The 24,164-nt window shown below is 62.4% G+C and carries 25 protein-coding genes; 17 read left to right on the top strand and 8 right to left on the bottom strand.

Features of this window, described 5'->3' with window-relative positions:
- Nucleotides 1–21: 21 nt before the first annotated feature.
- The 4 genes from aroC to phaC all read left to right on the top strand — a co-directional run bounded on the left by aroC (nucleotide 22) and on the right by phaC (nucleotide 4,246).
- Nucleotides 22–1,107: a chorismate synthase gene (aroC, locus tag C6V82_RS10075; RefSeq protein ID WP_102588322.1), complete on the top strand. Its 1,086-nt coding sequence runs from the start codon at nucleotides 22–24 to the stop codon at nucleotides 1,105–1,107.
- A gap of 85 nt (nucleotides 1,108–1,192) precedes the next feature.
- Nucleotides 1,193–1,603 (top strand): hypothetical protein, encoded by a 411-nt coding sequence (locus C6V82_RS10070; RefSeq protein WP_102588323.1) that lies wholly within the window; start codon nucleotides 1,193–1,195, stop codon nucleotides 1,601–1,603.
- Between the two features lie 133 nt (nucleotides 1,604–1,736).
- The gene (locus C6V82_RS10065) at nucleotides 1,737–2,180 is read left to right on the top strand and encodes a phasin family protein (RefSeq protein WP_102588324.1); all 444 of its coding nucleotides are present in this window, start codon (nucleotides 1,737–1,739) and stop codon (nucleotides 2,178–2,180) included.
- A gap of 224 nt (nucleotides 2,181–2,404) precedes the next feature.
- Nucleotides 2,405–4,246: a class I poly(R)-hydroxyalkanoic acid synthase gene (phaC, locus tag C6V82_RS10060; protein WP_102588325.1), complete on the top strand. Its 1,842-nt coding sequence runs from the start codon at nucleotides 2,405–2,407 to the stop codon at nucleotides 4,244–4,246.
- Between the two features lie 73 nt (nucleotides 4,247–4,319).
- Here phaC and lnt read toward each other — a convergent pair whose 3' ends face one another.
- The 5 genes from lnt to miaB form a co-directional block, all read right to left on the bottom strand.
- On the bottom strand, nucleotides 4,320–5,792 hold the full coding sequence (gene lnt / locus C6V82_RS10055) for an apolipoprotein N-acyltransferase (RefSeq protein ID WP_102588326.1): 1,473 nt from the start codon (nucleotides 5,790–5,792) through the stop codon (nucleotides 4,320–4,322).
- 24 nt (nucleotides 5,793–5,816) lie between these two features.
- The gene (locus C6V82_RS10050; protein ID WP_102588327.1) at nucleotides 5,817–6,686 is read right to left on the bottom strand and encodes an HlyC/CorC family transporter; all 870 of its coding nucleotides are present in this window, start codon (nucleotides 6,684–6,686) and stop codon (nucleotides 5,817–5,819) included.
- A complete protein-coding gene (gene ybeY / locus C6V82_RS10045; RefSeq protein ID WP_102588328.1) occupies nucleotides 6,683–7,249 on the bottom strand; it encodes an rRNA maturation RNase YbeY in 567 nt (188 codons plus the stop codon). The genes C6V82_RS10050 and ybeY overlap by 4 nt, the downstream gene beginning before the upstream one ends.
- Complete coding sequence (locus C6V82_RS10040; RefSeq protein WP_102588329.1) at nucleotides 7,246–8,337, bottom strand: PhoH family protein; 1,092 nt, start codon at nucleotides 8,335–8,337, stop codon at nucleotides 7,246–7,248. The genes ybeY and C6V82_RS10040 overlap by 4 nt, the downstream gene beginning before the upstream one ends.
- A 224-nt stretch (nucleotides 8,338–8,561) precedes the next feature.
- On the bottom strand, nucleotides 8,562–9,905 hold the full coding sequence (gene miaB, locus C6V82_RS10035) for a tRNA (N6-isopentenyl adenosine(37)-C2)-methylthiotransferase MiaB (protein ID WP_102588330.1): 1,344 nt from the start codon (nucleotides 9,903–9,905) through the stop codon (nucleotides 8,562–8,564).
- 316 nt (nucleotides 9,906–10,221) lie between these two features.
- Between miaB and C6V82_RS10030 the strand changes: the two genes are divergently transcribed.
- The 3 genes from C6V82_RS10030 (at nucleotide 10,222) to C6V82_RS10020 (ending at nucleotide 12,187) form a co-directional block, all read left to right on the top strand.
- Nucleotides 10,222–10,551: a DUF1820 family protein gene (locus tag C6V82_RS10030; RefSeq protein WP_102588331.1), complete on the top strand. Its 330-nt coding sequence runs from the start codon at nucleotides 10,222–10,224 to the stop codon at nucleotides 10,549–10,551.
- Between the two features lie 375 nt (nucleotides 10,552–10,926).
- Entirely contained in the window at nucleotides 10,927–11,517 is a 591-nt protein-coding gene (locus tag C6V82_RS10025) for a TIGR04211 family SH3 domain-containing protein (protein WP_229843184.1), read from the top strand.
- Between the two features lie 31 nt (nucleotides 11,518–11,548).
- Nucleotides 11,549–12,187, top strand: coding sequence for a class I SAM-dependent methyltransferase (locus C6V82_RS10020; RefSeq protein WP_102588333.1), 639 nt, complete (start codon nucleotides 11,549–11,551; stop codon nucleotides 12,185–12,187).
- A 90-nt stretch (nucleotides 12,188–12,277) separates the two neighbouring features.
- Here the strand turns inward: C6V82_RS10020 and C6V82_RS10015 are convergent, their stop codons facing one another.
- Together C6V82_RS10015 and ggt are read right to left on the bottom strand one after the other, a co-directional pair.
- Nucleotides 12,278–12,868 (bottom strand): YajG family lipoprotein, encoded by a 591-nt coding sequence (locus C6V82_RS10015; RefSeq protein ID WP_102588334.1) that lies wholly within the window; start codon nucleotides 12,866–12,868, stop codon nucleotides 12,278–12,280.
- Between the two features lie 86 nt (nucleotides 12,869–12,954).
- Nucleotides 12,955–14,664 (bottom strand): gamma-glutamyltransferase, encoded by a 1,710-nt coding sequence (gene ggt, locus C6V82_RS10010; protein ID WP_102588335.1) that lies wholly within the window; start codon nucleotides 14,662–14,664, stop codon nucleotides 12,955–12,957.
- Nucleotides 14,665–14,881: 217 nt separating this feature from the next.
- On the opposite strand from ggt, the gene rpe reads away from it, so the two are divergent.
- On the top strand, nucleotides 14,882–15,583 hold the full coding sequence (rpe, locus tag C6V82_RS10005) for a ribulose-phosphate 3-epimerase (RefSeq protein WP_102588336.1): 702 nt from the start codon (nucleotides 14,882–14,884) through the stop codon (nucleotides 15,581–15,583).
- Nucleotides 15,583–15,903 (top strand): GIY-YIG nuclease family protein, encoded by a 321-nt coding sequence (locus C6V82_RS10000; protein WP_102588337.1) that lies wholly within the window; start codon nucleotides 15,583–15,585, stop codon nucleotides 15,901–15,903. Before rpe ends, C6V82_RS10000 begins: the two co-directional genes overlap by 1 nt.
- On the opposite strand, the gene C6V82_RS09995 is transcribed toward C6V82_RS10000, so the two are convergent.
- Nucleotides 15,875–17,173, bottom strand: coding sequence for an NAD(P)/FAD-dependent oxidoreductase (locus tag C6V82_RS09995; RefSeq protein ID WP_102588338.1), 1,299 nt, complete (start codon nucleotides 17,171–17,173; stop codon nucleotides 15,875–15,877). The genes C6V82_RS10000 and C6V82_RS09995 overlap by 29 nt on opposite strands.
- A gap of 167 nt (nucleotides 17,174–17,340) precedes the next feature.
- Between C6V82_RS09995 and C6V82_RS09990 the strand changes: the two genes are divergently transcribed.
- From C6V82_RS09990 to C6V82_RS09955, 8 genes are all read left to right on the top strand, one after another.
- Nucleotides 17,341–18,042 carry a phosphoglycolate phosphatase gene (locus tag C6V82_RS09990; protein WP_102588339.1) on the top strand — a complete coding sequence of 234 codons (702 nt, stop codon included), beginning with the start codon at nucleotides 17,341–17,343 and terminating at the stop codon, nucleotides 18,040–18,042.
- 287 nt (nucleotides 18,043–18,329) lie between these two features.
- Complete coding sequence (gene trpE / locus C6V82_RS09985) at nucleotides 18,330–19,826, top strand: anthranilate synthase component I (RefSeq protein WP_102588374.1); 1,497 nt, start codon at nucleotides 18,330–18,332, stop codon at nucleotides 19,824–19,826.
- 94 nt (nucleotides 19,827–19,920) lie between these two features.
- Nucleotides 19,921–20,532 (top strand): anthranilate synthase component II, encoded by a 612-nt coding sequence (locus tag C6V82_RS09980; RefSeq protein ID WP_102588340.1) that lies wholly within the window; start codon nucleotides 19,921–19,923, stop codon nucleotides 20,530–20,532.
- A gap of 31 nt (nucleotides 20,533–20,563) precedes the next feature.
- The gene (gene trpD / locus C6V82_RS09975; protein ID WP_102588341.1) at nucleotides 20,564–21,583 is read left to right on the top strand and encodes an anthranilate phosphoribosyltransferase; all 1,020 of its coding nucleotides are present in this window, start codon (nucleotides 20,564–20,566) and stop codon (nucleotides 21,581–21,583) included.
- Nucleotides 21,584–21,650: 67 nt separating this feature from the next.
- Nucleotides 21,651–22,457 (top strand): indole-3-glycerol phosphate synthase TrpC, encoded by an 807-nt coding sequence (trpC, locus tag C6V82_RS09970; RefSeq protein ID WP_102588342.1) that lies wholly within the window; start codon nucleotides 21,651–21,653, stop codon nucleotides 22,455–22,457.
- Nucleotides 22,458–22,940: 483 nt separating this feature from the next.
- On the top strand, nucleotides 22,941–23,393 hold the full coding sequence (locus C6V82_RS09965; RefSeq protein ID WP_102588375.1) for a hypothetical protein: 453 nt from the start codon (nucleotides 22,941–22,943) through the stop codon (nucleotides 23,391–23,393).
- A gap of 41 nt (nucleotides 23,394–23,434) precedes the next feature.
- Complete coding sequence (locus C6V82_RS18175; RefSeq protein ID WP_229843160.1) at nucleotides 23,435–23,596, top strand: glyoxalase superfamily protein; 162 nt, start codon at nucleotides 23,435–23,437, stop codon at nucleotides 23,594–23,596.
- A gap of 84 nt (nucleotides 23,597–23,680) precedes the next feature.
- Entirely contained in the window at nucleotides 23,681–24,154 is a 474-nt protein-coding gene (locus C6V82_RS09955) for a DUF3291 domain-containing protein (RefSeq protein WP_102588343.1), read from the top strand.
- Nucleotides 24,155–24,164 lie beyond the last annotated feature (10 nt).

Below are 24,164 nucleotides of genomic sequence, written 5' to 3'. Positions count from 1 at the left end.
CTATATCCAGGAGGAGCGCCCATGTCCGGCAACACATTCGGCAAGCTGTTCACCCTCACCACCTTCGGCGAGAGCCATGGCCCGGCGCTTGGCGCCATCGTCGATGGCTGCCCTCCCGGGGTGCCACTGAGCGAACAGGATCTGCAGCACGATCTGGACCGCCGACGCCCTGGCACCTCGCGGCATACCACTCAGCGTCGCGAGCCCGACCAGGTCAGGATCCTGTCCGGCGTATTCGAAGGTGTGACCACCGGCACTTCCATCGGGCTTTTGATCGAGAATACCGACCAGCGCTCCAAGGATTACTCGAAGATCAAGGATCAGTTTCGCCCCGCCCACGCCGACTACACCTATCACCACAAGTACGGCGTGCGTGATTACCGCGGTGGTGGTCGCTCCAGTGCCCGCGAGACCGCCATGCGGGTGGCGGCGGGCGCCATCGCCAAGAAGTACCTGGCGAGCCTGGGTATCCAGGTGCGTGGCTACATGAGCCAGCTTGGCCCGCTTCAGATCGAGTTCAAGCAGTGGGAATGCGTCGGCGACAACCCGTTCTTCTGCCCGGACCCGGAACGCGTGGCGGAGCTCGAGGCTTACATGGATCAACTGCGCCGCGACCAGGATTCCGTTGGCGCCAAGATCACCGTCGTGGCCGATGGCGTACCGCCCGGATTGGGTGAGCCGGTGTTCGACCGCCTGGATGCAGAACTCGCCCATGGCTTGATGAGCATCAACGCGGTCAAGGGGGTCGAGATCGGCGATGGTTTCGCTTCGGTGTCCCAGCGTGGCAGCCAGCATCGCGACGAGATGACGCCCGACGGGTTTCTCTCCAACCATGCCGGCGGCATTCTTGGCGGGATCTCCAGTGGCCAGTCGATCATCGCTCACCTGGCGTTGAAGCCGACTTCGAGCATCACCACCCCCGGTCGCTCCATCGACATTCATGGCGAGGCGGTGGAGGTGGTCACCAAGGGGCGCCACGACCCCTGCGTGGGTATTCGTGCCACGCCTATCGCCGAGGCGATGATGGCGCTGACATTGATCGACCACCTGTTGCGTCATCGGGCACAGAACGCCGATGTTGAGGTGAGCACGCCACGCTTGCGTTGAACAACACACGATGTTGTCAGCGCTCGGGCTGGGTGATGGCGTCGTGGCTGCTACACTGCAATCAAGTACACGGAGTGAGCATGCCATGAAGATCAATGTCGAGTTCGACCTGACCCCCGACGAGTTCCGCCAGGCGCTGGGCCTGCCCGATATATCGGCCTTTCAGCAGGACCTGCTGGGGCATATTCAGAAGCAGATGGAATCCGGGGTCGAAGGGTATGACCCGATGAGCCTGATGCAGCCGTTCATGCAGCAGTCAGGCATGACCCAGGGGCTTTCACAAGGGCTCTCGCAGGGGCTTGCTAGCTTCGGTAACTATCAGCAGATGATGCTCGATATGCTGCGCCAGGCCGGTCAGGGCACGGCTGACAAGGAAGCGCCCGCGTCTGGTTCGAAAGGCGACACGGCAGCCACCAGCGAGAAGAAGGCGGCTTCCCGCTCGGCGAGTAAAGGTACCGCCAGTGCGAGTTCGCGTTCCAGCCGCAAGAGCGGATGAGATGATCTGTGCCCCAGCGAATTCGATGGTTGTCATCACCTTGCAACCTGAACGAGGTCAGACTAGTCTTTGGTGCAGTGCAACATAAGCGGTGCGCCACTGATCTGTTGCCGCAACCCTTGGAGATACCACCATGCAAGACAAGATGATCGAGTCCTTCAACGAGCAGACCCGCCAGTTCTTCGAACCGATGCGCAAGCTCAACTCGCTGATGCTGAACAACATGGAGAAGTTGACTCAGTACCAGATGGAATCCATGAAGCGTTATAGCCAGTTGGGTACCGAACGCCTGCGCGACGCCAGTGAAATCGAGGATACCGATGATCTGCGTGATTTCGGCACGCGTCAGGCCGAGATGATGAACCAGCTTTCCGAGCAGATGCTCAAGGATGCCCAGGCACTCTCCGAAATGAGCCTTGAATTCAAGGCCGAGCTCGAGAAGCTGTTTGCTGAATCCGGCCAGCAGATGGCTGAGCAGGCCAAGCAGGCCGGGGCGACGGCGACCAAGACCGCCGAGAAGGCCGCGCCGGCCAAGAGCCAGTCCACGCGTGGTTCAAGCGGCGGTACCAAGAGCTGAACCAGCGATGGTCGAATGCCTCGCTTGCGGTACCGTGCGTCGGTGCCGCTTTTGCGTGGTGTAACACGTTTTGACAGGCGCTAGCCGTTGATGATGACGCCAGGCCTGGAAACGCAACGTACTGTGAGGCTATCCACCCTGGGGAATCGTGTCCCGCGGATGGCCAACGTGAAGTGTATTCTGTCATGGGTGAGTTGAACTCACGCGGACATCAGGAGGGGTCAATGCAGCCAGGGGTTCAAGCACCGACACAAGCCGATTTGGAAGCGTGGAATTCGCAACTCAAGAATATCGGGGAAGAGTATCGCGCGCTGATGGGGGACTTGCTGGAACGCATGGTGCCCAATGAAGCCGCCGACTCCATCCAGGAAGACATTCAGGAGAGCTTCCGTGCCGGCGCCGAATCACTGATGCGCAATCCGGCGCTGTTGTGGCAGACCCAGGCCCGCCTGCTCCAGGATCAGTTCGCGTTGTGGCAAAGCGGCATGCAGGCGATGACCAGCGAAGCGGTCGAGCCCTTGGTGCTGCCCAACAAGGGTGACCGTCGCTTCAAGGACGAGGCCTGGACCACTGACCCCTACTACATGGCGATCATGCAGCAGTACCTGCTGTTCTCGCGGCTGGTTGACGAGCTCGTCGAGAAGCTCGATGGCATCGACGAAAATCAGAAGCGCAACCTGGCCTTCTATGCCCGGCAGATGGTCAATGCCATGTCGCCGACCAACTTCGCCTCGACCAACCCCGAGGTAATGCGCAAGACCGCCGAAACGGGTGGCCAGAACCTCGTCGAGGGGCTTGCGCGCCTGCGTGAAGACCTGGCCAATTCCGCTGAGGGCCTGAACGTCACCATGACCGACAAGAGCGCCTTCGAGGTGGGACGCAATATCGCCGTCACCCCGGGCGCGGTGGTCTACGAGAACGAGCTGATCCAGCTGATCCAGTATGCGCCGACCACCGAGCAGGTGTACAAGACGCCGCTGCTGATCGTGCCGCCGTGGATCAACAAGTACTACATTCTCGACCTGCGCGAGGACAACTCCCTGGTCAAGTGGCTGGTGGGGCAGGGCCATACGGTGTTTCTGATTTCGTGGCGCAACCCTGGCCCCGAGCAGCGCGACCTGACCTGGGCCGACTACATGCAGCTGGGCCCTATCGCCGCCATGGGCGCGATCGAACAGGCCACCGGCGAGAAGTCGGTCAACCTGATGAGCTACTGCGTGGGCGGTACCCTGGCGGCCTCCACCGTGGCATACCTGACCAGCACCCGGCGTGGCCGCAAGGTGAAATCGGTCACCTACATGACCACGCTGCAGGATTTCCGCGACCCGGGCGAGATCGGCGTGTTCCTGCGCGAGCCGATCGTCCAGGGGCTCGAGGCGAAGATGGAGCAGGATGGTTACCTGGATGGCCGGGCGATGGCCTTTTCGTTCAACCTGCTGCGCGAGAACGATCTGTTCTGGTCGTTCTACATCAACAATTATCTCAAGGGTGACGTACCCGCGCCCTTCGACCTGCTCTACTGGAATACCGATGGTACCAACCTGCCGGCCGGTACCCACGGCTGGTACCTGCGCAACATGTACCTCGAGAATCGCCTGGTGGAGCCTGATGGCATCGAACTCGACGGCGTGAAGATCGACCTGCGCAAGGTGTCGACCCCGAGTTACTTCATCTCTACCCGTGAAGACCACATTGCCAAGTGGAACAGTACCTATTACGGTGCGTTGCTGCCCAAGGGCCCGGTGACCTTCGTGCTTGGCGGTTCAGGGCATATCGCCGGTATCGTCAACCCGCCGGAGCGCAACAAGTACGGCTACTGGACCAATGACGAGCTGCCCGACACCGCCGAGCAGTGGCTGGAAGGCGCCCAGCAGCAAGAAGGTTCGTGGTGGCCGCATTGGCAGGAGTGGATGACCGCCAATGGCTATGCCGACCCCGAGAAGCTGGTACCGGCGCGTCATCCTGGCCAGGGTGAGCTCGATATCCTCGAGCCCGCCCCCGGCCGCTACGTCAAGATGACCATTCCCGAGGTGCTAGGGGAGCTCCCGGCTTCGCCGGAGTCCTGATCTTTAGACGTTAAGCAAAAGCGCCCACCCGACTTATCGGTTGGGCGCTTTTCGTGTGGCCTGGACTGTCAGATTAGGCAGCTAACTCACGACGCAGCCGTAAGCCTGGCAGCACCAGTAGTGCGGCGAGCACCCACGCGGGCCAGCTGCCGGTGCGGGTGAAGGGCGTGAGGCCCTGCATGGCGTGTACCTCACCGCTGATGCTTGCGGTCTCGAACTGCGGGGCGCGCTCGATCACCCTGCCGCGTGGATCGACGATCACCGTCACACCGTTGCTGGTGGCGCGTACCAGATAGCGACCGTTCTCCAGGGCGCGGAGTCGCGCCATCTGGAGGTGCTGAAGCGGGCCGATGGAGGCACCGAACCAGGTGTCGTTGGAGATCGTCATCAACAGGTCGGCGCCTCTTGCGCGCTGTGCCACCAGGTCGGCATAGATGATCTCGTAGCAGATGGCGTTGCCGATCCTGAGCCCGGCGGCCTTGATCGGCGCCTGATCCTCTGGGCCTGGCGTCATGGCGGGCATCGGCAGGTCGAAGAAGGCGATGGTGCCGGCCAGTAGCGTTTCCAGCGGCAGGTACTCGCCAAACGGCACCAGGTGTTGCTTGCGATACTCACCCTCGGCATTGCCAAGGCCGATCACGCTGTTGTAGTAGAGCCCGCGTCCGTCGCGTTGCAGGATGCCGGTCAACAGCGCCGTCTGCGGGTCCAGATTGGCTTGCACCCGTTCGAGTATCGGCTGGGCGTCTTCCTCGAACATCGGCAGTGCGGCTTCAGGCCAGATCACGAGGTCGATGTCGTCCGGCTGCTCGAGGGTCAACTGGCTGTAGGTGTTGGCCGCGATGCGCTGGCCCTCGGGCGTCCACTTGATCAACTGGGGCAGGTTGCCCTGCAAGAGGGCGACGCGCACCGGCCTGTCATCCGGCGTGGTCCAGGCGTGGTTCAGCGCCAGCGGTGCCAGCCACAGTGCCGCGAGCGGGGCGGCGGCCCACCAGCGCCGGGCCAGCAGTTGCACGCCAAGCGTGCCGCTCAAGGCAGTGATCAACGACAGCAGGTACACCCCGCCGACAGGCGCCCAGTTGGCCAGTGGCGAGTCGACATGGGCGGTACCGAGCAACAGCCATGGAAAGCCGGTGAACAGCCAGGTGCGCAGCCACTCCCCCAGCACCCAGGCGCCGGCGAAGCTGAATGCGGCAAGCCGTGGTCCGCACAGCGCACGGTACAGCCAGAAGGTCAGTGCGATGAAGAGCGCGAGCCCCGCCACGAACAGGCTGGTCAGCAGCAGTGCCAGGGGCACACCGGTATAGCCGTAGTCGTGGATCGACACATAGACCCAGGACGCCCCCGAGCCGAATAGCCCGACGCCATAGCACCAGCCACGCAGGGCGGCCTGGCCTGGGGTCAACTGGTGGATGCCGTAAAATACCATCGCTACGGCGAGCGGACCCAGCCACCACAGTTCGAAAGGCGAGGCGGTGAGCGTAGTGAACCCGCCGGCCACCAGGGCGATCAGGCAGCCCAGGGCCGGGGGCAGGCGCGTGAAACTCATCGATTCAATCTCGGGTGAAGGGTGTCAGTCGGCGTCCTGCTCCGGACACCGCTCGGCTTCGAGCAGGCGGATGCGGCGATTGTCGGCGTTGAGCACCGTGAATCGCCAGCCACCGATCACGGAATATTCGCCACGCGAAGGCAGGTGGCCGAGGCGCTGCATGACAAGCCCCCCGATGGTGTCGAACTCTTCATCCGAGAAACGTGTCTCGAAGCGTTCGTTGAAGTCCTCGATGGGGGTCAGGGCGCGAATGGCGAAGCGACCCTCGCCAAGATCGCGAATGTCGTCTTCCTCATCGGCGTCGTGCTCGTCCTCGATCTCCCCGACGATCTCCTCGAGGATGTCCTCGATGGTAATGATGCCGGCGGTGCCGCCATACTCGTCGACCACGATCGCCATGTGATTGTGAGTATCCTGGAACTCCTTGAGCAGGCTGTTGAGCCGCTTCGATTCCGGGATGAACAGTGCGGGGCGCACCACTTCCTCGAGGCGGAACGGCTTGCCGTTCTCCTGGCCGCTGCGCAGCAGGGGCAACAGGTCCTTGGCCAGCAGAATTCCCTTGACCTCGTCCAGGTTCTCGCCAATCACCGGATAGCGGGAGTGGCCGGTCTCGAGTATTACCGGCAGGTAGTCCTCGAGGGGTTGGTCGAGGGCGATGGCGGTGACCTGAGAACGGGGGATCAGCACCTCGCGCACCTGCTGGTCGCTGATCTGCAGGGCGCCCTCGATGATCATCATGGCATCTTGCTCCAGCTTCAGGCGGCTGGCCGCCTGGCGCAGGAACTCGAGCAGCTCGCCACGCGAGCTGGGTTCGTCACTGTCACTTGTAAGGGCGCTGAACAATTTATCGAGCCAGGACTTGTTGCCCTGGCTACTCGATCGGTCTTCGCTCATGCGTCGGCTCTCTTGTCCTCGGTATCGGGGGCGGCCTGGTCTGGCCTCTCGCTCGGGTGGTCGGCGAGCTGGTGGTTTGCACACTGTCTGTCTGCAAGATAGGGATCATCGATGCCCAGTGTCGCGAGGATCTCGCGCTCCAGCCCTTCCATGAGCTCGGCCTCGGCGTCTTCGATATGATCATGTCCCAGCAGGTGCAGGGTGCCATGCACCACCATATGAGCGTAGTGATCACGCAGTGACTTTTCCTGCTCGCGCGCTTCCGCGCATACCACGGGATGGCAGATCACCAGGTCGCCGAGCAGCGGCAGGTTGACCCCTGGAGGGTTCTCGAAGGGAAAGGAGAGCACGTTGGTGGGTTTGTCACGACCGCGATAATCACGGTTGAGCGCCTGGCTCTCGTCGCTATCGACCAGCCGCGCCGTCAACTCCCGTTGGCTATCGGCGCCTGTGTCTACCGACGGGTGAGAAAGCACTGCTTCCACCCAAGCGACGAGCTCCGCCTGGGTGGGCAGGCCCTCTGCCTGGATGGCGACCTGAAGATCGAGCAGTGGCGTGCTCATGAGCCACTTCGCTCGCCGTTGCCACGCTCACGTTCGAGGCGTTCCTGCCGCAGCGCCTCGCGCTCGTCGTCACGTGCTTGCTTGCGGGCGCGCTCGGTGGCTTCCTGCTCGGCTTCGAAGAGGTCATAGGCCTCGATGATGCGCTGCACCAGCGGATGGCGAACCACGTCCTTGGCGGCGAAGTGGGTCACGCCGATGCCAGGAGTGCCCTTGAGTACCTCGAGCACCTGGATCAACCCCGATGTCTGGCCGCGAGGCAGGTCGACCTGGGTCACATCCCCGGTGATCACCGCGGTGGAGCCGAACCCGATGCGGGTCAGGAACATCTTCATCTGCTCACGGGTGGTGTTCTGGCTCTCGTCGAGGATGATGAAGGCATTGTTCAGGGTGCGGCCGCGCATGTAGGCCAGAGGCGCGATCTCGATCACCTGGCGCTCGATCAACTTGGCAACCTGTTCGAAGCCGATCATCTCGTAGAGCGCGTCGTACAGGGGGCGTAGATAGGGATCGATCTTCTGGGCCAGGTCGCCCGGCAGAAACCCCAGCTTCTCACCCGCTTCCACCGCCGGGCGAACCAGCAGGATGCGGCGCACTTCCTGTTGATTGAGCGCTTCCACCGCTGCGGCTACGGCCAGGTAGGTCTTGCCTGTGCCGGCAGGCCCGATGCCGAAGTTGATGTCGTGGGCGCGAATGCTCGAGACGTAACTCTGCTGGTTCAGTCCGCGTGGCTTGATCAGCGTGCGGGGCGTGCGCAGCAGGACTTCACCGTCGCCATCATCCCCTTCATCCTCGTCCAGCGCCTCGAGGCCCGATTCCTGCAGGAACAGGTGCACGGTGTCCGGCTCCAGGTCACTAGCCTCGGTCTCGCGATAGAGGTGCTCGAGTACGTTGGCGGCGGCCTTGACGCGATGAATGGGGCCAGCGAGCTGGAAGGTGTTGCCGCGGTTGCGAAGGGTGATGCCGAGACGCGCCTCGATCAGCTTGAGGTGTTCGTCGCGCTGGCCACAAAGATTGGCCAGGCGCCTGGGGTCGTTGGGCTCGAGGTTCAGCGTGATGATGCGGTTGGCCTGGGGAGATGGCTGGCTCAAGACGGGGTGGTCCGTGAGTAGTGAATGTGCCCTCAGCTTACTGCCCCGGCGGTGGCCGGGGCAATGCACGAAAGGCTCGAGGTGAACTTAGTCGAGGTGAACTTAGTCGAGATGAACTTAGTCGAGATGAACATCGCGGCCTGGGTTTTCAACGCGGCGGGCTGAAAAGGGTCGGGCATGACCGACCCGGCTGCGACGCACGGGCTGGCTCAGCCGCCTGGTTCCTAGAAACAATGCGGGGAGGCCAGCTCGCCGCGCAGTGAATTGGGCAGGGCCTCGGTGATTTCGACGTCGACGAAATAGCCGATCAGCTCGACTGGGTTGGCGGCGCGGAAATTCACCACGCGGTTGTTTTCGGTGCGCCCCGACAGCTGTCCCGGGTCGCGTGGCGAGAAGCCGCTGACAAGCACTCGCTGGGTGGTGCCGACCATCCGCCGGCTGATCTGCATCGCCTGCTGGGTGATGCGCTCCTGGAGGATAGCCAGGCGCTGCTTCTTGACGCTTTCCGGCGTATCGTCGGGCAGCGTCGCCGCCGGGGTACCGGGACGTGCCGAATAGACAAAGCTGAACGAGTGATCGAAGCCGATGCGATGGATCAGGTCCATGGTGGCCTCGAAATCCTCGGCGGTTTCGCCGGGAAAGCCGATGATGAAGTCCGAGGAGAAGCTGATGTCAGGGCGCAAAGCACGAATGCGCTCCATCTTGGCGACATACTCCTCGACGGTGTGACCTCGCTTCATGGCCGCCAGAATGCTGTCGGAACCTGCCTGCACGGGCAGGTGCAGGTGGCTGACCAGCTCCGGAATCTCGCCGTAGGCCTCGATCAGGCTGTCGGAGAACTCCACCGGGTGCGAGGTGGTGAAGCGGATTCGGTCGATCCCCTCCACCGCGGCCACGCAGGCGATCAGCTCGGCGAGGTCGATCTCGTCACCAAGCTGGTTGGGGCCCCGATAGGCATTGACGTTCTGGCCCAGCAGATTGATCTCGCGAACGCCCTGTTCGGCCAGGTGGATGACCTCGTCCATCACCGCCTCGAAGGGCCGGGAGACCTCTTCACCACGGGTGTAGGGCACCACACAGAAGGTGCAGTACTTCGAGCAACCTTCCATGACCGAGACGAAGGCACTTGCGCCATCCGAGCTTGGCTTGGGCAGATGATCGAACTTCTCGATCTCCGGGAAGGTGACGTCGACCACCGAGATCTGGTTCTGTTGGCGCGAATCGAGCATCGACGGCACGCGATGCAGGGTCTGGGGACCGAATACCATGTCGACGTGCGGTGCGCGTTTCCTGATGGCGTCGCCTTCCTGGCTCGCCACGCAGCCGCCCACTCCGATTACCAGATCCGGGTTGGCGTCCTTGAGCTTTTTCCAGCGTCCCAACTGATGGAAGACCTTCTCCTGGGCCTTCTCGCGGATCGAACATGTATTGAGCAGGATGACGTCGGCTTCGCGCTCGTCGTCGGTAAGCTCGAGCCGGTGGGATTCACCGAGTAGATCCGCCATGCGCGCGGAGTCATACTCGTTCATCTGGCAGCCGTGTGTCTTGATGAAGAGTTTCTTCGCCATAAGAATAGGATCGTGGCGCCAGGCGCCCGATATCTGTCACCGGTGAGTGATGGGGTTCAGCAGGCACTGTTCGAAACCGGCATCACGCGGGGGATTCGCGCAGGGCGCGTCCTTGAGACACGAGGCCGGAACAGGCCATCTGGAGTAGCCATCGATTATACGCATCCGCCCTTGGTGGGGCCAGCCCGTCACGCGCGACGGGTGCGCGAGCTGTGGTAACCTTGCCGTCCTGACCCGGGAGCCGGCATGAGTCCCCGGTGGCAATCGAAACGGTGACCTACACCATTGGATGACAGGGCGAGGAACACGCACCACTATGGCGGCCAAGCCGATTTATCGGGTAGTTTTCCACCAGCACGGTGAGGTTTGGGAACTCTACGTGCGGGAGATATTCCAGAGTGACCTGTGGGGTTTCATCGAGATCGAGGAATTCGTCTTCGATGACGCTTCGAAATTGGTGGTCGACCCCTCCGCCGACAAGTTGCGACGCACCTTCGATGGCGTCAGCCGCAGCTATCTGCCGCTCAATGCCATCGTGCGGATCGATGAGGTCGAGCGCGAGGGGCCGCCACGCGCGGTCAAGAGCGAGGGGCGGGTGGCCGAGTTCCCGCGCCCCTTCGCACCGCCTCCCCGTCATGATCGCTAGGCCATAGGTATCAGGGGCATCATGTCCTGGGTTGAGGGATCGGTCGAGGAATCGGTTGAGAAATTGGCTGGTCATGGATTGATCAGTTCAAGCCAGAGGTAGTGGCCACGGCCTCTCGGGATAGCTTTCCAGCGGTTTTCCCGAGTGTTGTCCACAGAAGCTGTGGACAAGCTTCGTGCCGCGATACGTGTTTCATCGCACCAGCCGCGGCAGTGGGATGTCATGGTTGCCAGGTCGTTGTGGTTGCCATGCCAATGTTGTGGTTGCCATGCCAATAGAGAAGCAAGCATCGTACCTTTTCACCAGGACGGTTAAGACAGATTCAGCCAGGATAACGGCATGACCAGAGATGATCTCAAACGACTGGGGTTGGCGATGGCGGTGGGGTTCATGGCCCTGCCGCTGCACGCCCAGCAGAACGACGCGAACCACTGGGTCTCCGACTCGCTGACCACCTTCGTGCGCAGTGGGCCCACCGATGGCTATCGCATCGTCGGCACCTTGACCGCCGGTGAGCCGGTCGAGGTGCTGGAAACCAGCGGGGACTACTCGCGGGTTCGCGATGGCGATGGCGATACGGTGTGGGTGCTGAGCAACGAAGTCCAGGACACGCCCAGCGCCCAGGTACGCCTTCCGGCGCTGGAACAGCAGGTGGCCGAGCTTTCCAGTGAGCTCGAGGGCATCAACGACGACTGGGAGAACCGGGTCTCCAACATGACCGAGACCCTCGAGGTGCGCGAGCAGCGGATCGAGGAGCTCGAGCAGCGCAATCAGGCGCTGGATACAGAAAGCGAGCAGGCTCGCCAGACCATCCGCGAGCTGCAGGCCCGCCTGGACACCCAGGAAGAGGATCTGCTGATTCGTTACTTCATGTATGGCGGCGGTGTCGCCGGGGCAGGCCTGGTGGTTGGGCTGATCGTTCCTCACCTGCCACGGCGTAGCAAGAAGCGCGACCGCTGGTTCTGATGATGCTTCTGACTGGCTGACGGGGAACGGGATGGGCAATGAATGGATTGAGCGCTGGCGGGATGGGCGAATCGGTTTTCATCGTGACCTTGCCCACCCGGCCCTGCTGAAACATTGGCCATCGCTGGGGGTGCGTCCCGGCACCAAGGTGCTCGTGCCCCTATGTGGCAAGAGCCTGGACATGCGCTGGCTTGGCCAGCATGACCATCCTGTGCTGGGGATTGAGCTTGCGCCGCTGGCCATCGAGCAGTTCGTCGAGGAAGGCCCCGGAATGGTCTCGCGCTATCGCCAGGGCGGGTTCGATGTCACTCGGCAAGCCAATGTGGAGCTGTGGTGCGGCGACTTTTTCCATTTCCATATCGACCAGGCCGCTGAAATCGGCGCCTTCTATGACCGTGCGGCGCTGATCGCCCTGCCACCGGCGACCCGTCAACGTTACGCCTTCCACCTTGCACAGTTGACCCCGCCGGGTGCCTGCGGCCTGTTGATCAGCCTGACCCGGCCGGAAGGCCTCGGAGTCGGGCCGCCCTACCATGTTAGCGCGGAGGAAGTCCGCGAGCGCTTCGAGCCCAACTTCAGGGTCACCTTCGTCGAACAGGGTGAGCCGGAAGAGGGCAGCGGGTTTCGTGAAACGATATGGTCGCTGGTGCGTCGAGGCCCCAGGCAGTGAATCGAGAGTGGTGAGTCGTGGGTGGTGAATAGTCAGCAGTAGGGCGCCCATGTGGCGCCCTACTGCATTTCATGACCTTCCTGTTGCCGGCTAGCGTGCCAGCAGGCGGCCGAGTTCCGGGTCGCGGAAGGCGCGGTCCAGGCCGTCCGAGAGCAGCTCGTTGACCATGCGCGTGTTGCTGTCGCGGCCGGGGCGCACGGCGTAGCTTTGCGTGCGGCGCGAGGTGTAGGTGCCGGTATAGGTGGTGCCTGCATTGACCGCTTCGGCGATGAACACCGCTTCCAGGCGCGCTTCGTCGATGACCGGGCGGCTCTCGCCTCGCTCGTAGCCCAGGTGGTCGAGGGTCAGGGTCAGCATCGGACGCCCGCTTGTCTGCTCGGTGGTCGGGTTGAAGCCCATCTCGCGCACAGCGCGTTCGGCTTCACGTTGCAGTGTCGGCACCAGCTCATGGGAATCGACGGTGATGGTCGCGGTGGACATGGCGCTGCCGGTACGCGTGCCGAGCACCTCACTTGCCCGGCCATCGACCGCCACTACGGTCACTGTCTGGCCGGACCCCGTGACAGGCACCTGGGCGCTGCGCCTGGGTTCCGGTTGCAGGTAGTGCGGGCTGGCGCAACCGGCAAGCCACAGCATGGCGAGCAGGCCAGCCGAGGCTCGAAGGAAAAGGCGTCGCTGCATGTGATTGCTCCTGAAAGTCGAGGGTCATGTCCGCCACAACGCATCGCACCCCGACATTGAGTCGGGGTGCGATGGGTGCGCGGTGCCTAGAGCCCGATGGCGGACGAGGTAGAGCGGCGCGGGTCGGCGCCGCCATAGAACATGCCGTCGCGAATCACGATCGACTGTGCGGCCCCCATGGCGTCCTGCTGGCTGACGGTATGGCCACGTTGCCGCAGAAGTTCCAGGGTGTCCGGGCTGAAGCCGTCTTCCACGCGAAGCTCATCGGGTAGCCACTGGTGGTGCATGCGAGGTGCACTGACCGCTGACTGGATGTTCATGTTGTGGTCGATGACATTCATCAGCATCTGCAAGGTGGTGGTGATGATGCGCGACCCACCGGGGCTTCCCGTGATCATGAAGTTCTTGCCATCGCGTTTGACGATCGTCGGCGTCATGGAGGAGAGCATGCGCTTTCCGGGTTCCACCTTGTTGGCCTCGCCGCCGATCAGGCCATAGGCATTCGGCACGCCGGGCTTGGCGGAGAAGTCATCCATCTCGTTGTTGAGAAGAAACCCCGCGCCATCAACGACGATGCCCGAGCCATAGCTGAAATTGATCGTGTAGGTGTTGGATACCGCAAGCCCTTCGCCGTCGGCAATCGAGAAATGCGTGGTTTCGTTCGACTCGTAGGGTAGAGGGTCGCCAGGGCCGATATCCGCGCTGGGCGTGGCTTGCTCCATGCTGATCTGGGCACGTAGCTCCGCGGCGTACTCCTTGGACGTGATGCCATCCAGCGGCACATCGACGAAACCGGTGTCCCCCAGGTACTCGGAGCGGTCGGCATAGGCGCGTTTCATGGCCTCGGCCATGAGATGCAGACTGTCCGCCGAGCCGAAACCCATCTCGTCGATCGGGTAATCCTCGAGAATGTTGAGCATCTGCACGATATGGGCGCCGCCCGAGGAGGGGGGGCTCATCGCGTAGATGTCGTAGCCGCGATAGGTGCCATGGCTGGGTTCCCTGGCGACTGGCTGGTAGCCAGCGAGGTCTTCCATGGTGATCAGGCCGTCATGGTTTTCCATCTCGGCAACGATCAACCGCGCGGTTTCGCCCTCGTAGAATTCCCGCGCGCCATTCTCGGCGATTCGCTTCAGCGTGGCGGCAAGGTCAGGCTGGCGGTAGGTATCGCCCACTTCATAGGCCGAGCCGTCCTCCTTGAAGAACTTGGCCATGCTGGCCTCCCACGGCTCGAAGCGTGCCTTGCTGTCCTGGATCCCTTGCACGAAGCGTGACGGCACGGCGAAGCCTTCCTCGGCCAGGCGGATGGCGGGCGCCAGTGCATCGGCCAGGCTCATGGTGCCGTACTCCTCCAGTGCCATGGCAAGGCCCGCCACGGTTCCCGGCACGCCCGCGGCAAGATGGGTGTAGCGGGAGCGTTCAGTGACGGCTTCCCCATCCTCGTCCTGGAACATCGTCTCGGTGGCGGCCGCCGGGGCGGTTTCACGGTAGTCGATGGCGATCACGTCACCGCTCTGTTCATCGGAGATCAGCATGAAGCCGCCGCCGCCGATATTGCCGGAGCGTGGCTGGGTGACCGCCAGTGCGAATCCCGCCACCACGGCGGCGTCCACGGCGTTGCCACCTTGCGCCAGCACGTCGCGAGCTACTTCGGAGGCCAGGAAGTGGCTGGTGGCCACCATGCCCTTGGCGCTCTCCTGAGGATAAAAGCGCGACCCTTCCAATATTGCCTGTTGCGCCATTACCAACGGCGAAAGCAGCAGGGCACCGCTGAAGATCCCTGCCAACACGCCCATGGCGGGAGCCCTTCCAAGGCGGGTCTTGATGACCCGTGATGGCGACGTTCTACGTTGCGTCATGACAATTCCTTTTTTTCTGACCGCTGACTGACTGGTTGTCTTCTGGCGAGATTCAGTATTGGAGTATGGCAAGGGATTGCGCAAGTTCTGCCAGTGACGCAGCGTGAACTGCTAAAATGCTCTCCCGCTCAGTCACTCACAGGAACCGCCCGGCATGAACGAACCCCGTCCGAACTTTCTTCTGGCGCCTTCCATCCTCTCCGCCAATTTCGCTCGCCTCGGCGAGGAAGTGGACGACGTGCTGGCCGCAGGGGCCGACATCGTTCACTTCGACGTGATGGACAATCACTTCGTCCCCAACCTGACCGTCGGGCCGATGGTCTGCGATGCGCTGCGCAAGCATGGCGTGAAGGCGCCGATCGACGTGCATTTGATGGTGAGCCCGGTGGATCGCCTGATCGTCGACTTCATCGAGGCCGGGGCGAGCATCATCACCTTCCACCCCGAGGCCTGCGACCATATCGACCGCTCGCTGCAGTTGATCCGCGATGGGGGTTGCCAGGCGGGCCTGGTGTTCAACCCCGCGACGCCGCTCTCCTATCTCGACTACGTGATGGACAAGGTCGACATGGTGCTGCTGATGAGCGTCAACCCGGGGTTCGGGGGGCAGTCTTTCCTGCCCTCCACCCTGGACAAGCTGCGTGAGGCGCGCCAGCGCATCGATACATCTGGCCGTGCGATACGTCTTGAGGTCGATGGGGGCGTGAAGGTCGATAACATCGCTGACATCGCCCGCGCCGGTGCCGACACCTTCGTCGCCGGCTCGGCGGTGTTCAAGGCGCGTGACGAGGCCGACCCCCATCGTTACGACAGCGTGATCAACCAGTTCCGCGAACAGCTTGCCCTGGTGGGCTGATGGCCGTGAATGAAGAGCCAGGCGCCGACAGCGATAACACCGTCTGGCATCTCTATCTCCTCGAGACCTCCGCGGGGGCGCTGTATACCGGCATCACCACCGATGTGGCGCGGCGTTTCAAGGAGCACGCTGCTGGACGCGGCGCCAAGGCGCTGCGTGGCAAGGGCCCGTTGGTGTTGTGTCACCAGCAGGCCGTGGGCAGCCGGGGCGAGGCGCTGCGTCTCGAGGCCGAGATCAAACGCCTCACCCCGGCGCGCAAGCGAGAGTGGCTTGCTGCGCAACGGGCCGGGCTCAGTGCAGCTTCATGCGAGGGCGAATGAAGCGGTTGAGCCCATCGACCACCATCGTCACCCCGGTCTTGAAGGTGCCGTGAATGGCCCGCTGGTGCATGCGGTACAGTGAGGCGTAGAAGAACTTCGCCAGGTGCCCCTCGACGAACAGGCTGCGCGCCGAGGCGCCACGCATCAGGCTGCCGATTGCCTCGAAGTGGGCCAGCGAGATCAGCGAGCCTCGGTCGCGGAAGGTGAAGGGCGAAAGCGGCTTGCCATCGAGCCGGGCGCGCAGGTTGCGGTAGAGCAGGGTGGCCTGCTGGTGGGCCGCCTGGGCCCGGGGAGGCACCGGCTTGCCGTTTTCCTGGGGGCAACTGGCGCAGTCGCCGAAGGCGAAGATATTGGGATCATCGATGCTTTGCAGCGTGCGTTCCACCTTGACCTGATGATTGCGTTCGGTGGCAAGCCCCAGTTCGGAGAGGAAGGGCGGTGCCTTGATGCCGGCGGCCCAGACGCACAGGTCGGTGTCGATACGGGTGCCATCGGCGGTGGTCAGGCCGTGGCAATCGACATCGGTGACCCGTGTAGCCGTGTGCAGGTTCACTCCAAGCTTCTCGAGCTCCTTGTGAACCGCGCCGGAGATGCGGTCGGGCAAGGCGGGCAGAATGCTCGGGGCGGCTTCGATCAGGTGGACAGATAGATGCCCACTGTCGAGCTGGGTGAAGCCGTAGCTGTTGAGCATGCGCGAGGCGTCATAGAGTTCGGCGGCAAGTTCGACGCCGGTGGCGCCGGCACCCACGATGCCCACGGTGAGCTGAGGGTGGCTGCGTCGTTGCGGGTCGCTGAAGCGCAGGAAGGTGTTGAGCATGTCGCGACGGAACGCTTCCGCCTGAGTGGGGCTATCGAGGAAGTGGCAGTGGTCGGCAACGCCCGGGGTACCAAAATCGTTGCTGACACTGCCCAGTGCCAACACCAGGGTATCGTAGCCCAGGCTGCGAGCCGGCAGCACTTCCACGCCATCGTCGTCCTCCACCGGGGAGAGCTCCAATTGGCGGTTTTCGCGGTCGAGCCCGCACAGCGTGCCAAGCTGGAAGCGATAGCCGTTGGCGCGGGCGTGCCCCTGATAGGAAACCTCGTCGAGCCCCGAGTCCAGTGCACCGGTCGCGACCTCGTGCAGCAGGGGCTTCCAGATATGCGTCGTGTTGCGGTCGATCAGCACGATCTCGGCCCGCTCGCGCTTGCCAAGCTTCTTGCCCAATCGAGTCACCAGTTCCAGGCCGCCGGCGCCACCGCCGACCACCACGATCCGCTGTTTGCTCATTGTGTGTCATCCTCTAAGTGAAGTTCGGGCCTTTCAGGGCCACTGTTTTTTTTGTTCAAATCGGTTTTTTTGAATCGGTCTGTTCGATGCGTTTAGTACACAGTTCTTGTACACAATATTCGATGACAACAGACTCTCATGCTTCTCGGTTTTCTGCGAGCCCTGCCATGCACCCTGTAATGAAAGACATTCGCCTGGTCACCTTCGACCTGGACGGCACGCTGATCGACTCGGTGCCCGACCTTGCCCGCGCCGTGGACGCAGCCCTGCTGGAGCTTGGCCTGCCAACTGCCGGCGAGGCGACGGTGCGCGACTGGGTGGGCAATGGCTCGCTCGTACTGATGGAGCGCGCCCTGCGCCATGCGATCACCGAAAGCGCCCCTTCGGGTATGGATCGAAAGTCCTCGCACGAAGTGGACGCTGACCTGCTGGCCCGCGCTCATGACGGTTTCCTCAGCCACTATGCCAAGGACCCGGCCTCAAGGACACGGCTCTATCCCGGTTCACGTGAGGCGCTGGATGGCTTGCGCGCGCACGGCTTGCCGCTTGCTCTGGTCACTAACAAGCCGGCGGCCTTCATCGCACCGATTCTCGAGGGCTTTGGGCTTCAGGATCATTTCTCGCTGTGCCTGGGCGGTGACAGCCTGCCGCAAAAGAAGCCCGACCCGGCCCCGCTCCTGCATGTCGCCGAGCATTTCGCTGTGCCACCGCGTGCCTGCCTGATGATTGGCGATTCTCGGCACGATATTGCCGCCGGCAAGGCAGCGGGTTTTCGAACCTTGGCGGTACCTTATGGGTACAATCACGGCGAGCCGGTGGCCGATTGCGGGCCGGATGGTGTGGTTGAATCGCTTGCGGAACTCGTTTAGGGTGAAATCGGCTATTGCGATAAGCGCTGCCTGATGGATAATTTTTCGTTATTACGCACCTGACGCCATAACGCCGATATCACCTACCTTGCGGAACACGCTTCGATGGATAGCCGCATGACCCTGGACACTCCCGCCTGCCGATGCCTCAATCCGATACGGGTTGTCGACCGTGTACCCCTGCATGATGCCCGCGCCAACGCCTGGCGATGGTGAAGCCTGAATCCTGAGCCAAGCGCTCCCGTCGCTTCCATCGTTACCGCTACTACCGTGAGGATCCGGGCATGATGACCCCCGAACGTTTCCGCGAACTGGCCGATGCCGGATATAACCGCATTCCGGTCACCCGCGAGGTGCTGGCCGACCTCGATACACCGCTTTCCACCTATCTGAAGCTGGCCGATGTGCCATGGACCTTCCTGCTCGAGTCGGTGCAGGGCGGTGAGAAGTGGGGCCGCTACTCGATCATTGGCCTGCCGTGCCGCGAGCGCATCGAGGTGCGTGGATTCACGGTCAGCCATATCGTGGCGGGCGAGCGCCAGGGGGTGACGGAGGTCGCCGACCCGCTCGAATGGATCGAGCAGTTCCAGGCCCGCTTCAAGGTGCCGCGTCTCGATGACCAGCCGCGCTTCGACGGCGGCCTGGTGGGCTACTTCGGCTACGATACCATCCGCTACATCGAGCCGCGCTTGCGCGGTGCGCATGTCGCGGAAAAGGCCGACCCGCTGGGTGTGCCAGACATCCTGTTGATGGTCTGCGACGAACTGGTGGTCTTCGACAACCTGTCCGGTCGCCTGACCCTGTGGACCCATGCCGACCCCGCCGAGGAACGCGCCTTCGAACAGGCCCGTGAGCGGCTCGAGGCGCTCGAGATACGCCTGCGCAGCGCCACGCTCAATACCATCAGCCCAGGCACCGGCGGGGCGGCGGTGGAGGAGGGCGACTTCACGTCCGGCTTCACCGAGCAGGGCTTCAAGGCAGCGGTCGAAACCATCAAGGAGTACGTGCTGGCCGGCGACGTCATGCAGTGCGTGCCGTCCCAGCGCATGTCGATTCCCTACCGCGCCTCGTCGCTCGATCTGTATCGCGCCCTGCGCAGCCTCAATCCCTCGCCCTACATGTTCTACCTTGATCTGGAAGACCATCAGGTGGTGGGCTCATCGCCCGAGATCCTCACCCGCCTGGAGGATGGCGAAGTGACCGTGCGGCCCATCGCCGGTACCCGAGTACGTGGCCATACCGAGGAAGAGGATCGCGCCCTGGAGGCCGATCTGCTGGCCGACCCCAAGGAGGTGGCCGAGCACCTGATGCTGATCGACCTGGGACGCAATGACGTCGGCCGCATCAGCGAAACTGGCTCGGTGAAGGTCACCGACCAGATGGCGGTGGAGCGCTACTCCCACGTGATGCATATCGTCTCCAACGTGACCGGGCGGCTGAAGCCTGGCCTGACCGCCATGGACGTGCTGCGCGCTACCTTCCCGGCGGGCACGCTCTCGGGCGCCCCCAAGATCCGCGCCATGGAGATCATCGACGAGCTCGAGCCGGTCAAGCGCGGCGTCTACTCCGGCGCGGTGGGGTATCTCTCCTGGCACGGCAACATGGATACCGCGATCGCCATTCGCACCGCGGTGATCAAGGACGGCCAGCTGCATGTGCAGGCCGGCGCCGGTGTGGTCGCCGATTCGGTGCCCGAGATGGAGTGGCAGGAGACCCTCAACAAGGGCCGTGCCATCTTCCGTGCCGTGGCCATGGCCGAACGCGGCCTCGACAACCTGGAGTAGTCGCGCTCGCGTCACGTCACCGCGAGTGACCCGATTCCCATCGTTCGGCCAAAAGCGCCGGATGAGCGCCCCAGGCGCCAAGGAGAGAAAGTTCATGTCCGTGCTGATGATCGATAATTTCGATAGCTTTACCTACAACGTGGTGCAGTACCTGGCCGAGCTCGGGGCCGAGGTCATTACCCATCGTAATGACGCCATCACCCTGGAGCAGATCGAGGCGCTGTCGCCGACCCACCTGGTGATCTCGCCTGGCCCTTGTACGCCCAACGAGGCGGGTATTTCCATGGCGGCGATCGAGCACTTCGCTGGCCGGCTGCCGATCCTCGGGGTTTGCCTTGGCCACCAGGCCATCGGCCAGGTCTTCGGTGGCAAGGTGGCGCGCGCGCCGCAGGTGATGCACGGCAAGACCTCACGGATACGCCATCATGGTGTCGGGGTATTCGAAGGCCTCGACGACCCGCTGGAGGTGACCCGCTATCATTCATTGGTGGTCGAGCGCGACACGCTGCCGGCGTGCCTGGAGGTGACGGCATGGACCGATGACGATGACGTCACCCCGGGGCTGATCATGGGGCTGCGCCATCGCAGCCTGGATATCGAGGGCGTGCAGTTCCATCCGGAATCGATCCTGACGCGTCAGGGGCACGAATTGCTGGCCAACTTCCTGAAACGTGGCACCTCGGACAGTCTTGTCGCGGCTGGCTGACGGGAACGGATTGATCGAAAGGAGACGCACAATGCAGATGCGAGACGCGATTGCCACGGTGATGCGCCACGAGAACCTGAGCTTCGCCGATACCCATGAGGTGATGCGCCAGATCATGACCGGTGAAGCCAGCGATTCCCAGATCGCCGGATTTCTTGTCGGCATGGCCATGAAGGGCGAGACCGCCGAAGAGATCAGCGCAGCGGCCCAGGTGATGCGTGAACTGATGAAGCCGGTGCGGCTCGATGCCGAGAACGTCGTCGATATCGTCGGCACAGGGGGCGATGGAGCCAATCTGTTCAACGTCTCCACCGCAGCGAGTTTCGTGGTGGCGGCGGGCGGTGCCCACGTGGCCAAGCATGGCAACCGCGGGGTGTCGTCGTCGTCCGGCAGCGCCGACCTGTTCGCCGTGGCCGGCATCCATCTGGACCTCGATGCCGCCCAGGTGGCGCGCTGTATCGAACAGGTCGGGGTCGGTTTCATGTTCGCTCCCAACCACCATCCGGCCATGCGCTACGCGGTGGGGCCGCGTCGCGAGATGGGCGTGCGGACCCTGTTCAACATTCTCGGGCCATTGACCAACCCCGCTGGCGCTCCCAATCAGGTGCTGGGCGTGTATTCACCCCATCTGGTGCCGCTGATGGCTGACGTACTGCGTCGCCTGGGCAGCCACCATGTGATGGTGGTATATGCCGAGGATGGCCTGGACGAGGTGTCGCTTGCCGCGCCGACGCACGTCGCCGAGCTGAAGGATGGCGAGATTCACGAATACACCATCCACCCCGAGATGTTCGGCATCGAGAGTCAGTCGCTCGACACGCTGCGTGTGCAGTCCGCCGAGGATAGCCTGCGGCTTGTCGAGCAGTCGCTGGTGGGCGAGGGGCCGGCGGCGGACATCGTCGCGCTCAATGCGGGTGCCGCCATGTATGTCTCCGGTGTGTCCGATACGCTCAAGGAAGGGGTGGCCATGGCCCAGGATGCCCAGGATTCCAAGCTGCCGCTGGAAAAGCTCCGCGAACTCGCCCACTTCACGCGGGTATTCCAGCAGTGAGGCGGCAAGACCTCATGTCGCCATGTGATGCATCCATCTGCGTCCGGTCATCTTCAAGGAGTTACACATGACGCCATCTACGGGCATCCCGACCATTCTGACCCGCATTCTGGCGCGCAAGGACGAGGAGGTCGCCGAGCGCCGCCGCGCCGTGGCCGAGCAGGAGCTGTTGACCCTGGCCGCCCGCCAGGATGCGCCACGTGGCTTCGTGGCCGCCATGGGGCGCCAGATCGCCGATGGCGACCCGGCGGTGATCGCCGAGATCAAGAAGGCCTCGCCCTCCAAGGGCGTGATCCGCGAGGATTTCCAGCCCGCCGAGATCGCTGCCAGCTATGCGCGCGGTGGCGCGGCCTGCCTCTCGGTGCTCACCGATGCCGACTTCTTCCAGGGCCACGAGGACTACCTGATCGAAGCGCGTGAGGCGTGCGACCTGCCGGTGATCCGCAAGGACTTCATCACCCACGGCTACCAGGTCAGCGAAGCGCGCGCCATCGGCGCCGACTGCATCCTGCTGATCGTCGCCGCCCTGGACGATGCCCGCATGGCCGACCTCAACCAGCAGGCGCTCGAGCTCGGCATGGACGTACTGGTGGAAGTACACGATGCCCTCGAACTCGACCGCGCCATGAAGCTCGATCTCTCGCTCGTCGGCATCAACAACCGCGACTTGCACACCTTCGATACCCGCCTGGAAACCACCCTGGAGCTGCTGGCGCGCATTCCACCGGAGGTCACCGTGGTGACCGAATCAGGCATCCACACCCGTGATGATGTGCTGCGCATGCGCGAGCACGACGTCAACGCCTTCCTCGTCGGTGAAACCTTCATGCGCGAGCAGGACCCCGGCGAAGCGCTACGCCGGCTGTTTTACTAGGTCTTGCCAAACGCCTTCCCAGGCGTCTTCATAGCCTCTCCTAGCCCCGTGAATGCAATGCCACGGGGCGCATACCTCCTCCCCATCCCTACCACCGTGACATCCCGACACTTCCCCAGATCGCCTGCCCGGGGTTCATACCTACGCTTTGCAGGAGAATCAGACTTTGCTTACGCTATTGAACTCAAGGGCCAGAGGGAAGTGGCGACACATCAGCACCCATACTATCGCATGGCAGCGACTCCGCCCGCGTATGCCGATAGAGCGGTAGCGTGTCCGAACGCCGGTGCGGCACCGTAGGGATGATGGATTCAGCGAAAAACGCCAGCACGCGAATACTGGAAAAGTTTCCTAATAATGATTTATGTGTATAAAGAACAATGGCTTAATATAAAAAATCTAGGCTGAATAAGATTGTTGAACGCGCTCGCTCGTTCAAGTGGGCAAATGAGTGCGGTCAAATACCTGCTAATTGGTAAAGATATGGAAGTCGTCATCCAAGAGGAAATAACCGGTTGCGGCATTGCCGCTTCTGCTGCGCTCGCCGGCCTCAGCTATGCCGAGGCCAAACGGAGAGCTAGCGCTCTGGGTATTCATGCCTCTGACACATCGCTTTGGTCCGACACTGAGTATGTCCGAAAGCTCTTGCGCGATTGTGGCGTATCGGTTTCTCCAAAAGAAACACCGTTTGAGTCATGGGATCGTTTGCCCGATAAAGCGCTTTTAGCTATCAAATGGCGAATGGAGCGTGGTAAGCCATTCTGGCATTGGGTTTTGTTCGTCAGGGAAGGTGGCCAGGAGAGGGTGTTGGATTCCAAGAAATCTTTGCGCTCAAATGTCCGCCGAGACTTCGGGCGTATTAAGCCTAGGTGGTACATTGAGATTACCAATAAGGGGAATCGGGGACAGACCCCAATTACCCGGTTTTTCACTTGAGCGAACATTCCGGAGATTGTACGCCTGGCTCGAAAACGTTCGTGAATACGGATGCTCTCGAGGCGCTGCACCGTGAACTCTTGTCACATGGCGACAGGTACTGCCGTCCGGAAATCACGACAGCACCCTGGGGTGATAGAGTATTCGAAGTGGTAGACCCATTTTCAAACAGATTGTTGTTCAATGAATGTACTTCCACATGACAGTGTGACCGAAGATATGCCAACTTCGCGGTGCTCCGCTGCCATCCATCACCACTGGTATCAAGCGCCTTCAGGGAGGAAGCGATGAGCAAGCCACATATCGCCCAACTCAATATTGCCACGCTGGCCGCTCCGCTCGATTCGCCGCCGCTTTCGGATTTTGTCGCCAATCTCGACAGGATCAATGCGCTGGCGGAGGCCTCGGCAGGGTTCGTCTGGCGCCCCCAGACGGATGATGGCGATGCGACCGGCATCGACTTTTTTGGGCCTGACAAGATCGTGAACCTCTCTGTCTGGGATTCCATCGAGGCCCTGCATGATTACGTGTACCGGTCTGCCCACATCGACATCATGCGCCGCAAGAAAGAGTGGTTTCATACCATGCGTGAGGCTCACATGGTGCTCTGGTGGGTGCCCGCCGGTCATCTTCCGTCAATTGAAGAGGCCGCTCAACGGCTTGAGATGTTGAGGGCGCGCGGCCCATCTGCAGAGGCGTTCACCTTCAAGAGGGCATTCCCGGCGCCTGGTGACGTGGCCACCGCACCCACCGAAGTTTAGCGTTAGTGAC

The organism is Halomonas urumqiensis (assembly GCF_003028575.1).
Classification (GTDB): Bacteria; Pseudomonadota; Gammaproteobacteria; order Pseudomonadales; family Halomonadaceae; genus Halomonas; species Halomonas urumqiensis.
This window is presented reverse-complemented; position numbering and strand designations above follow the sequence as displayed.

Coding starts and splice junctions, on each gene's coding strand:
- C6V82_RS10030 (WP_102588331.1), top strand. CDS start 10,222: ATGGCGGCCAAGCCGATTTATCGGGTAGTTTTCCACCAGCACGGTGAG.
- ybeY (WP_102588328.1), bottom strand. CDS start 7,249: ATGAGCACGCCACTGCTCGATCTTCAGGTCGCCATCCAGGCAGAGGGC.
- C6V82_RS10025 (WP_229843184.1), top strand. CDS start 10,927: ATGGCGGTGGGGTTCATGGCCCTGCCGCTGCACGCCCAGCAGAACGAC.
- C6V82_RS10070 (WP_102588323.1), top strand. CDS start 1,193: ATGAAGATCAATGTCGAGTTCGACCTGACCCCCGACGAGTTCCGCCAG.
- trpD (WP_102588341.1), top strand. CDS start 20,564: ATGCAGATGCGAGACGCGATTGCCACGGTGATGCGCCACGAGAACCTG.
- C6V82_RS10065 (WP_102588324.1), top strand. CDS start 1,737: ATGCAAGACAAGATGATCGAGTCCTTCAACGAGCAGACCCGCCAGTTC.
- aroC (WP_102588322.1), top strand. CDS start 22: ATGTCCGGCAACACATTCGGCAAGCTGTTCACCCTCACCACCTTCGGC.
- ggt (WP_102588335.1), bottom strand. CDS start 14,664: ATGGGCGTGTTGGCAGGGATCTTCAGCGGTGCCCTGCTGCTTTCGCCG.
- miaB (WP_102588330.1), bottom strand. CDS start 9,905: ATGGCGAAGAAACTCTTCATCAAGACACACGGCTGCCAGATGAACGAG.
- C6V82_RS10020 (WP_102588333.1), top strand. CDS start 11,549: ATGGGCAATGAATGGATTGAGCGCTGGCGGGATGGGCGAATCGGTTTT.
- C6V82_RS09995 (WP_102588338.1), bottom strand. CDS start 17,173: ATGAGCAAACAGCGGATCGTGGTGGTCGGCGGTGGCGCCGGCGGCCTG.
- C6V82_RS10015 (WP_102588334.1), bottom strand. CDS start 12,868: ATGCAGCGACGCCTTTTCCTTCGAGCCTCGGCTGGCCTGCTCGCCATG.
- lnt (WP_102588326.1), bottom strand. CDS start 5,792: ATGAGTTTCACGCGCCTGCCCCCGGCCCTGGGCTGCCTGATCGCCCTG.
- C6V82_RS09955 (WP_102588343.1), top strand. CDS start 23,681: ATGAGCAAGCCACATATCGCCCAACTCAATATTGCCACGCTGGCCGCT.
- trpE (WP_102588374.1), top strand. CDS start 18,330: ATGACCCCCGAACGTTTCCGCGAACTGGCCGATGCCGGATATAACCGC.
- phaC (WP_102588325.1), top strand. CDS start 2,405: ATGCAGCCAGGGGTTCAAGCACCGACACAAGCCGATTTGGAAGCGTGG.
- rpe (WP_102588336.1), top strand. CDS start 14,882: ATGAACGAACCCCGTCCGAACTTTCTTCTGGCGCCTTCCATCCTCTCC.
- C6V82_RS09980 (WP_102588340.1), top strand. CDS start 19,921: ATGTCCGTGCTGATGATCGATAATTTCGATAGCTTTACCTACAACGTG.
- C6V82_RS09965 (WP_102588375.1), top strand. CDS start 22,941: ATGGAAGTCGTCATCCAAGAGGAAATAACCGGTTGCGGCATTGCCGCT.
- C6V82_RS10000 (WP_102588337.1), top strand. CDS start 15,583: ATGGCCGTGAATGAAGAGCCAGGCGCCGACAGCGATAACACCGTCTGG.
- trpC (WP_102588342.1), top strand. CDS start 21,651: ATGACGCCATCTACGGGCATCCCGACCATTCTGACCCGCATTCTGGCG.
- C6V82_RS09990 (WP_102588339.1), top strand. CDS start 17,341: ATGCACCCTGTAATGAAAGACATTCGCCTGGTCACCTTCGACCTGGAC.
- C6V82_RS10050 (WP_102588327.1), bottom strand. CDS start 6,686: ATGAGCGAAGACCGATCGAGTAGCCAGGGCAACAAGTCCTGGCTCGAT.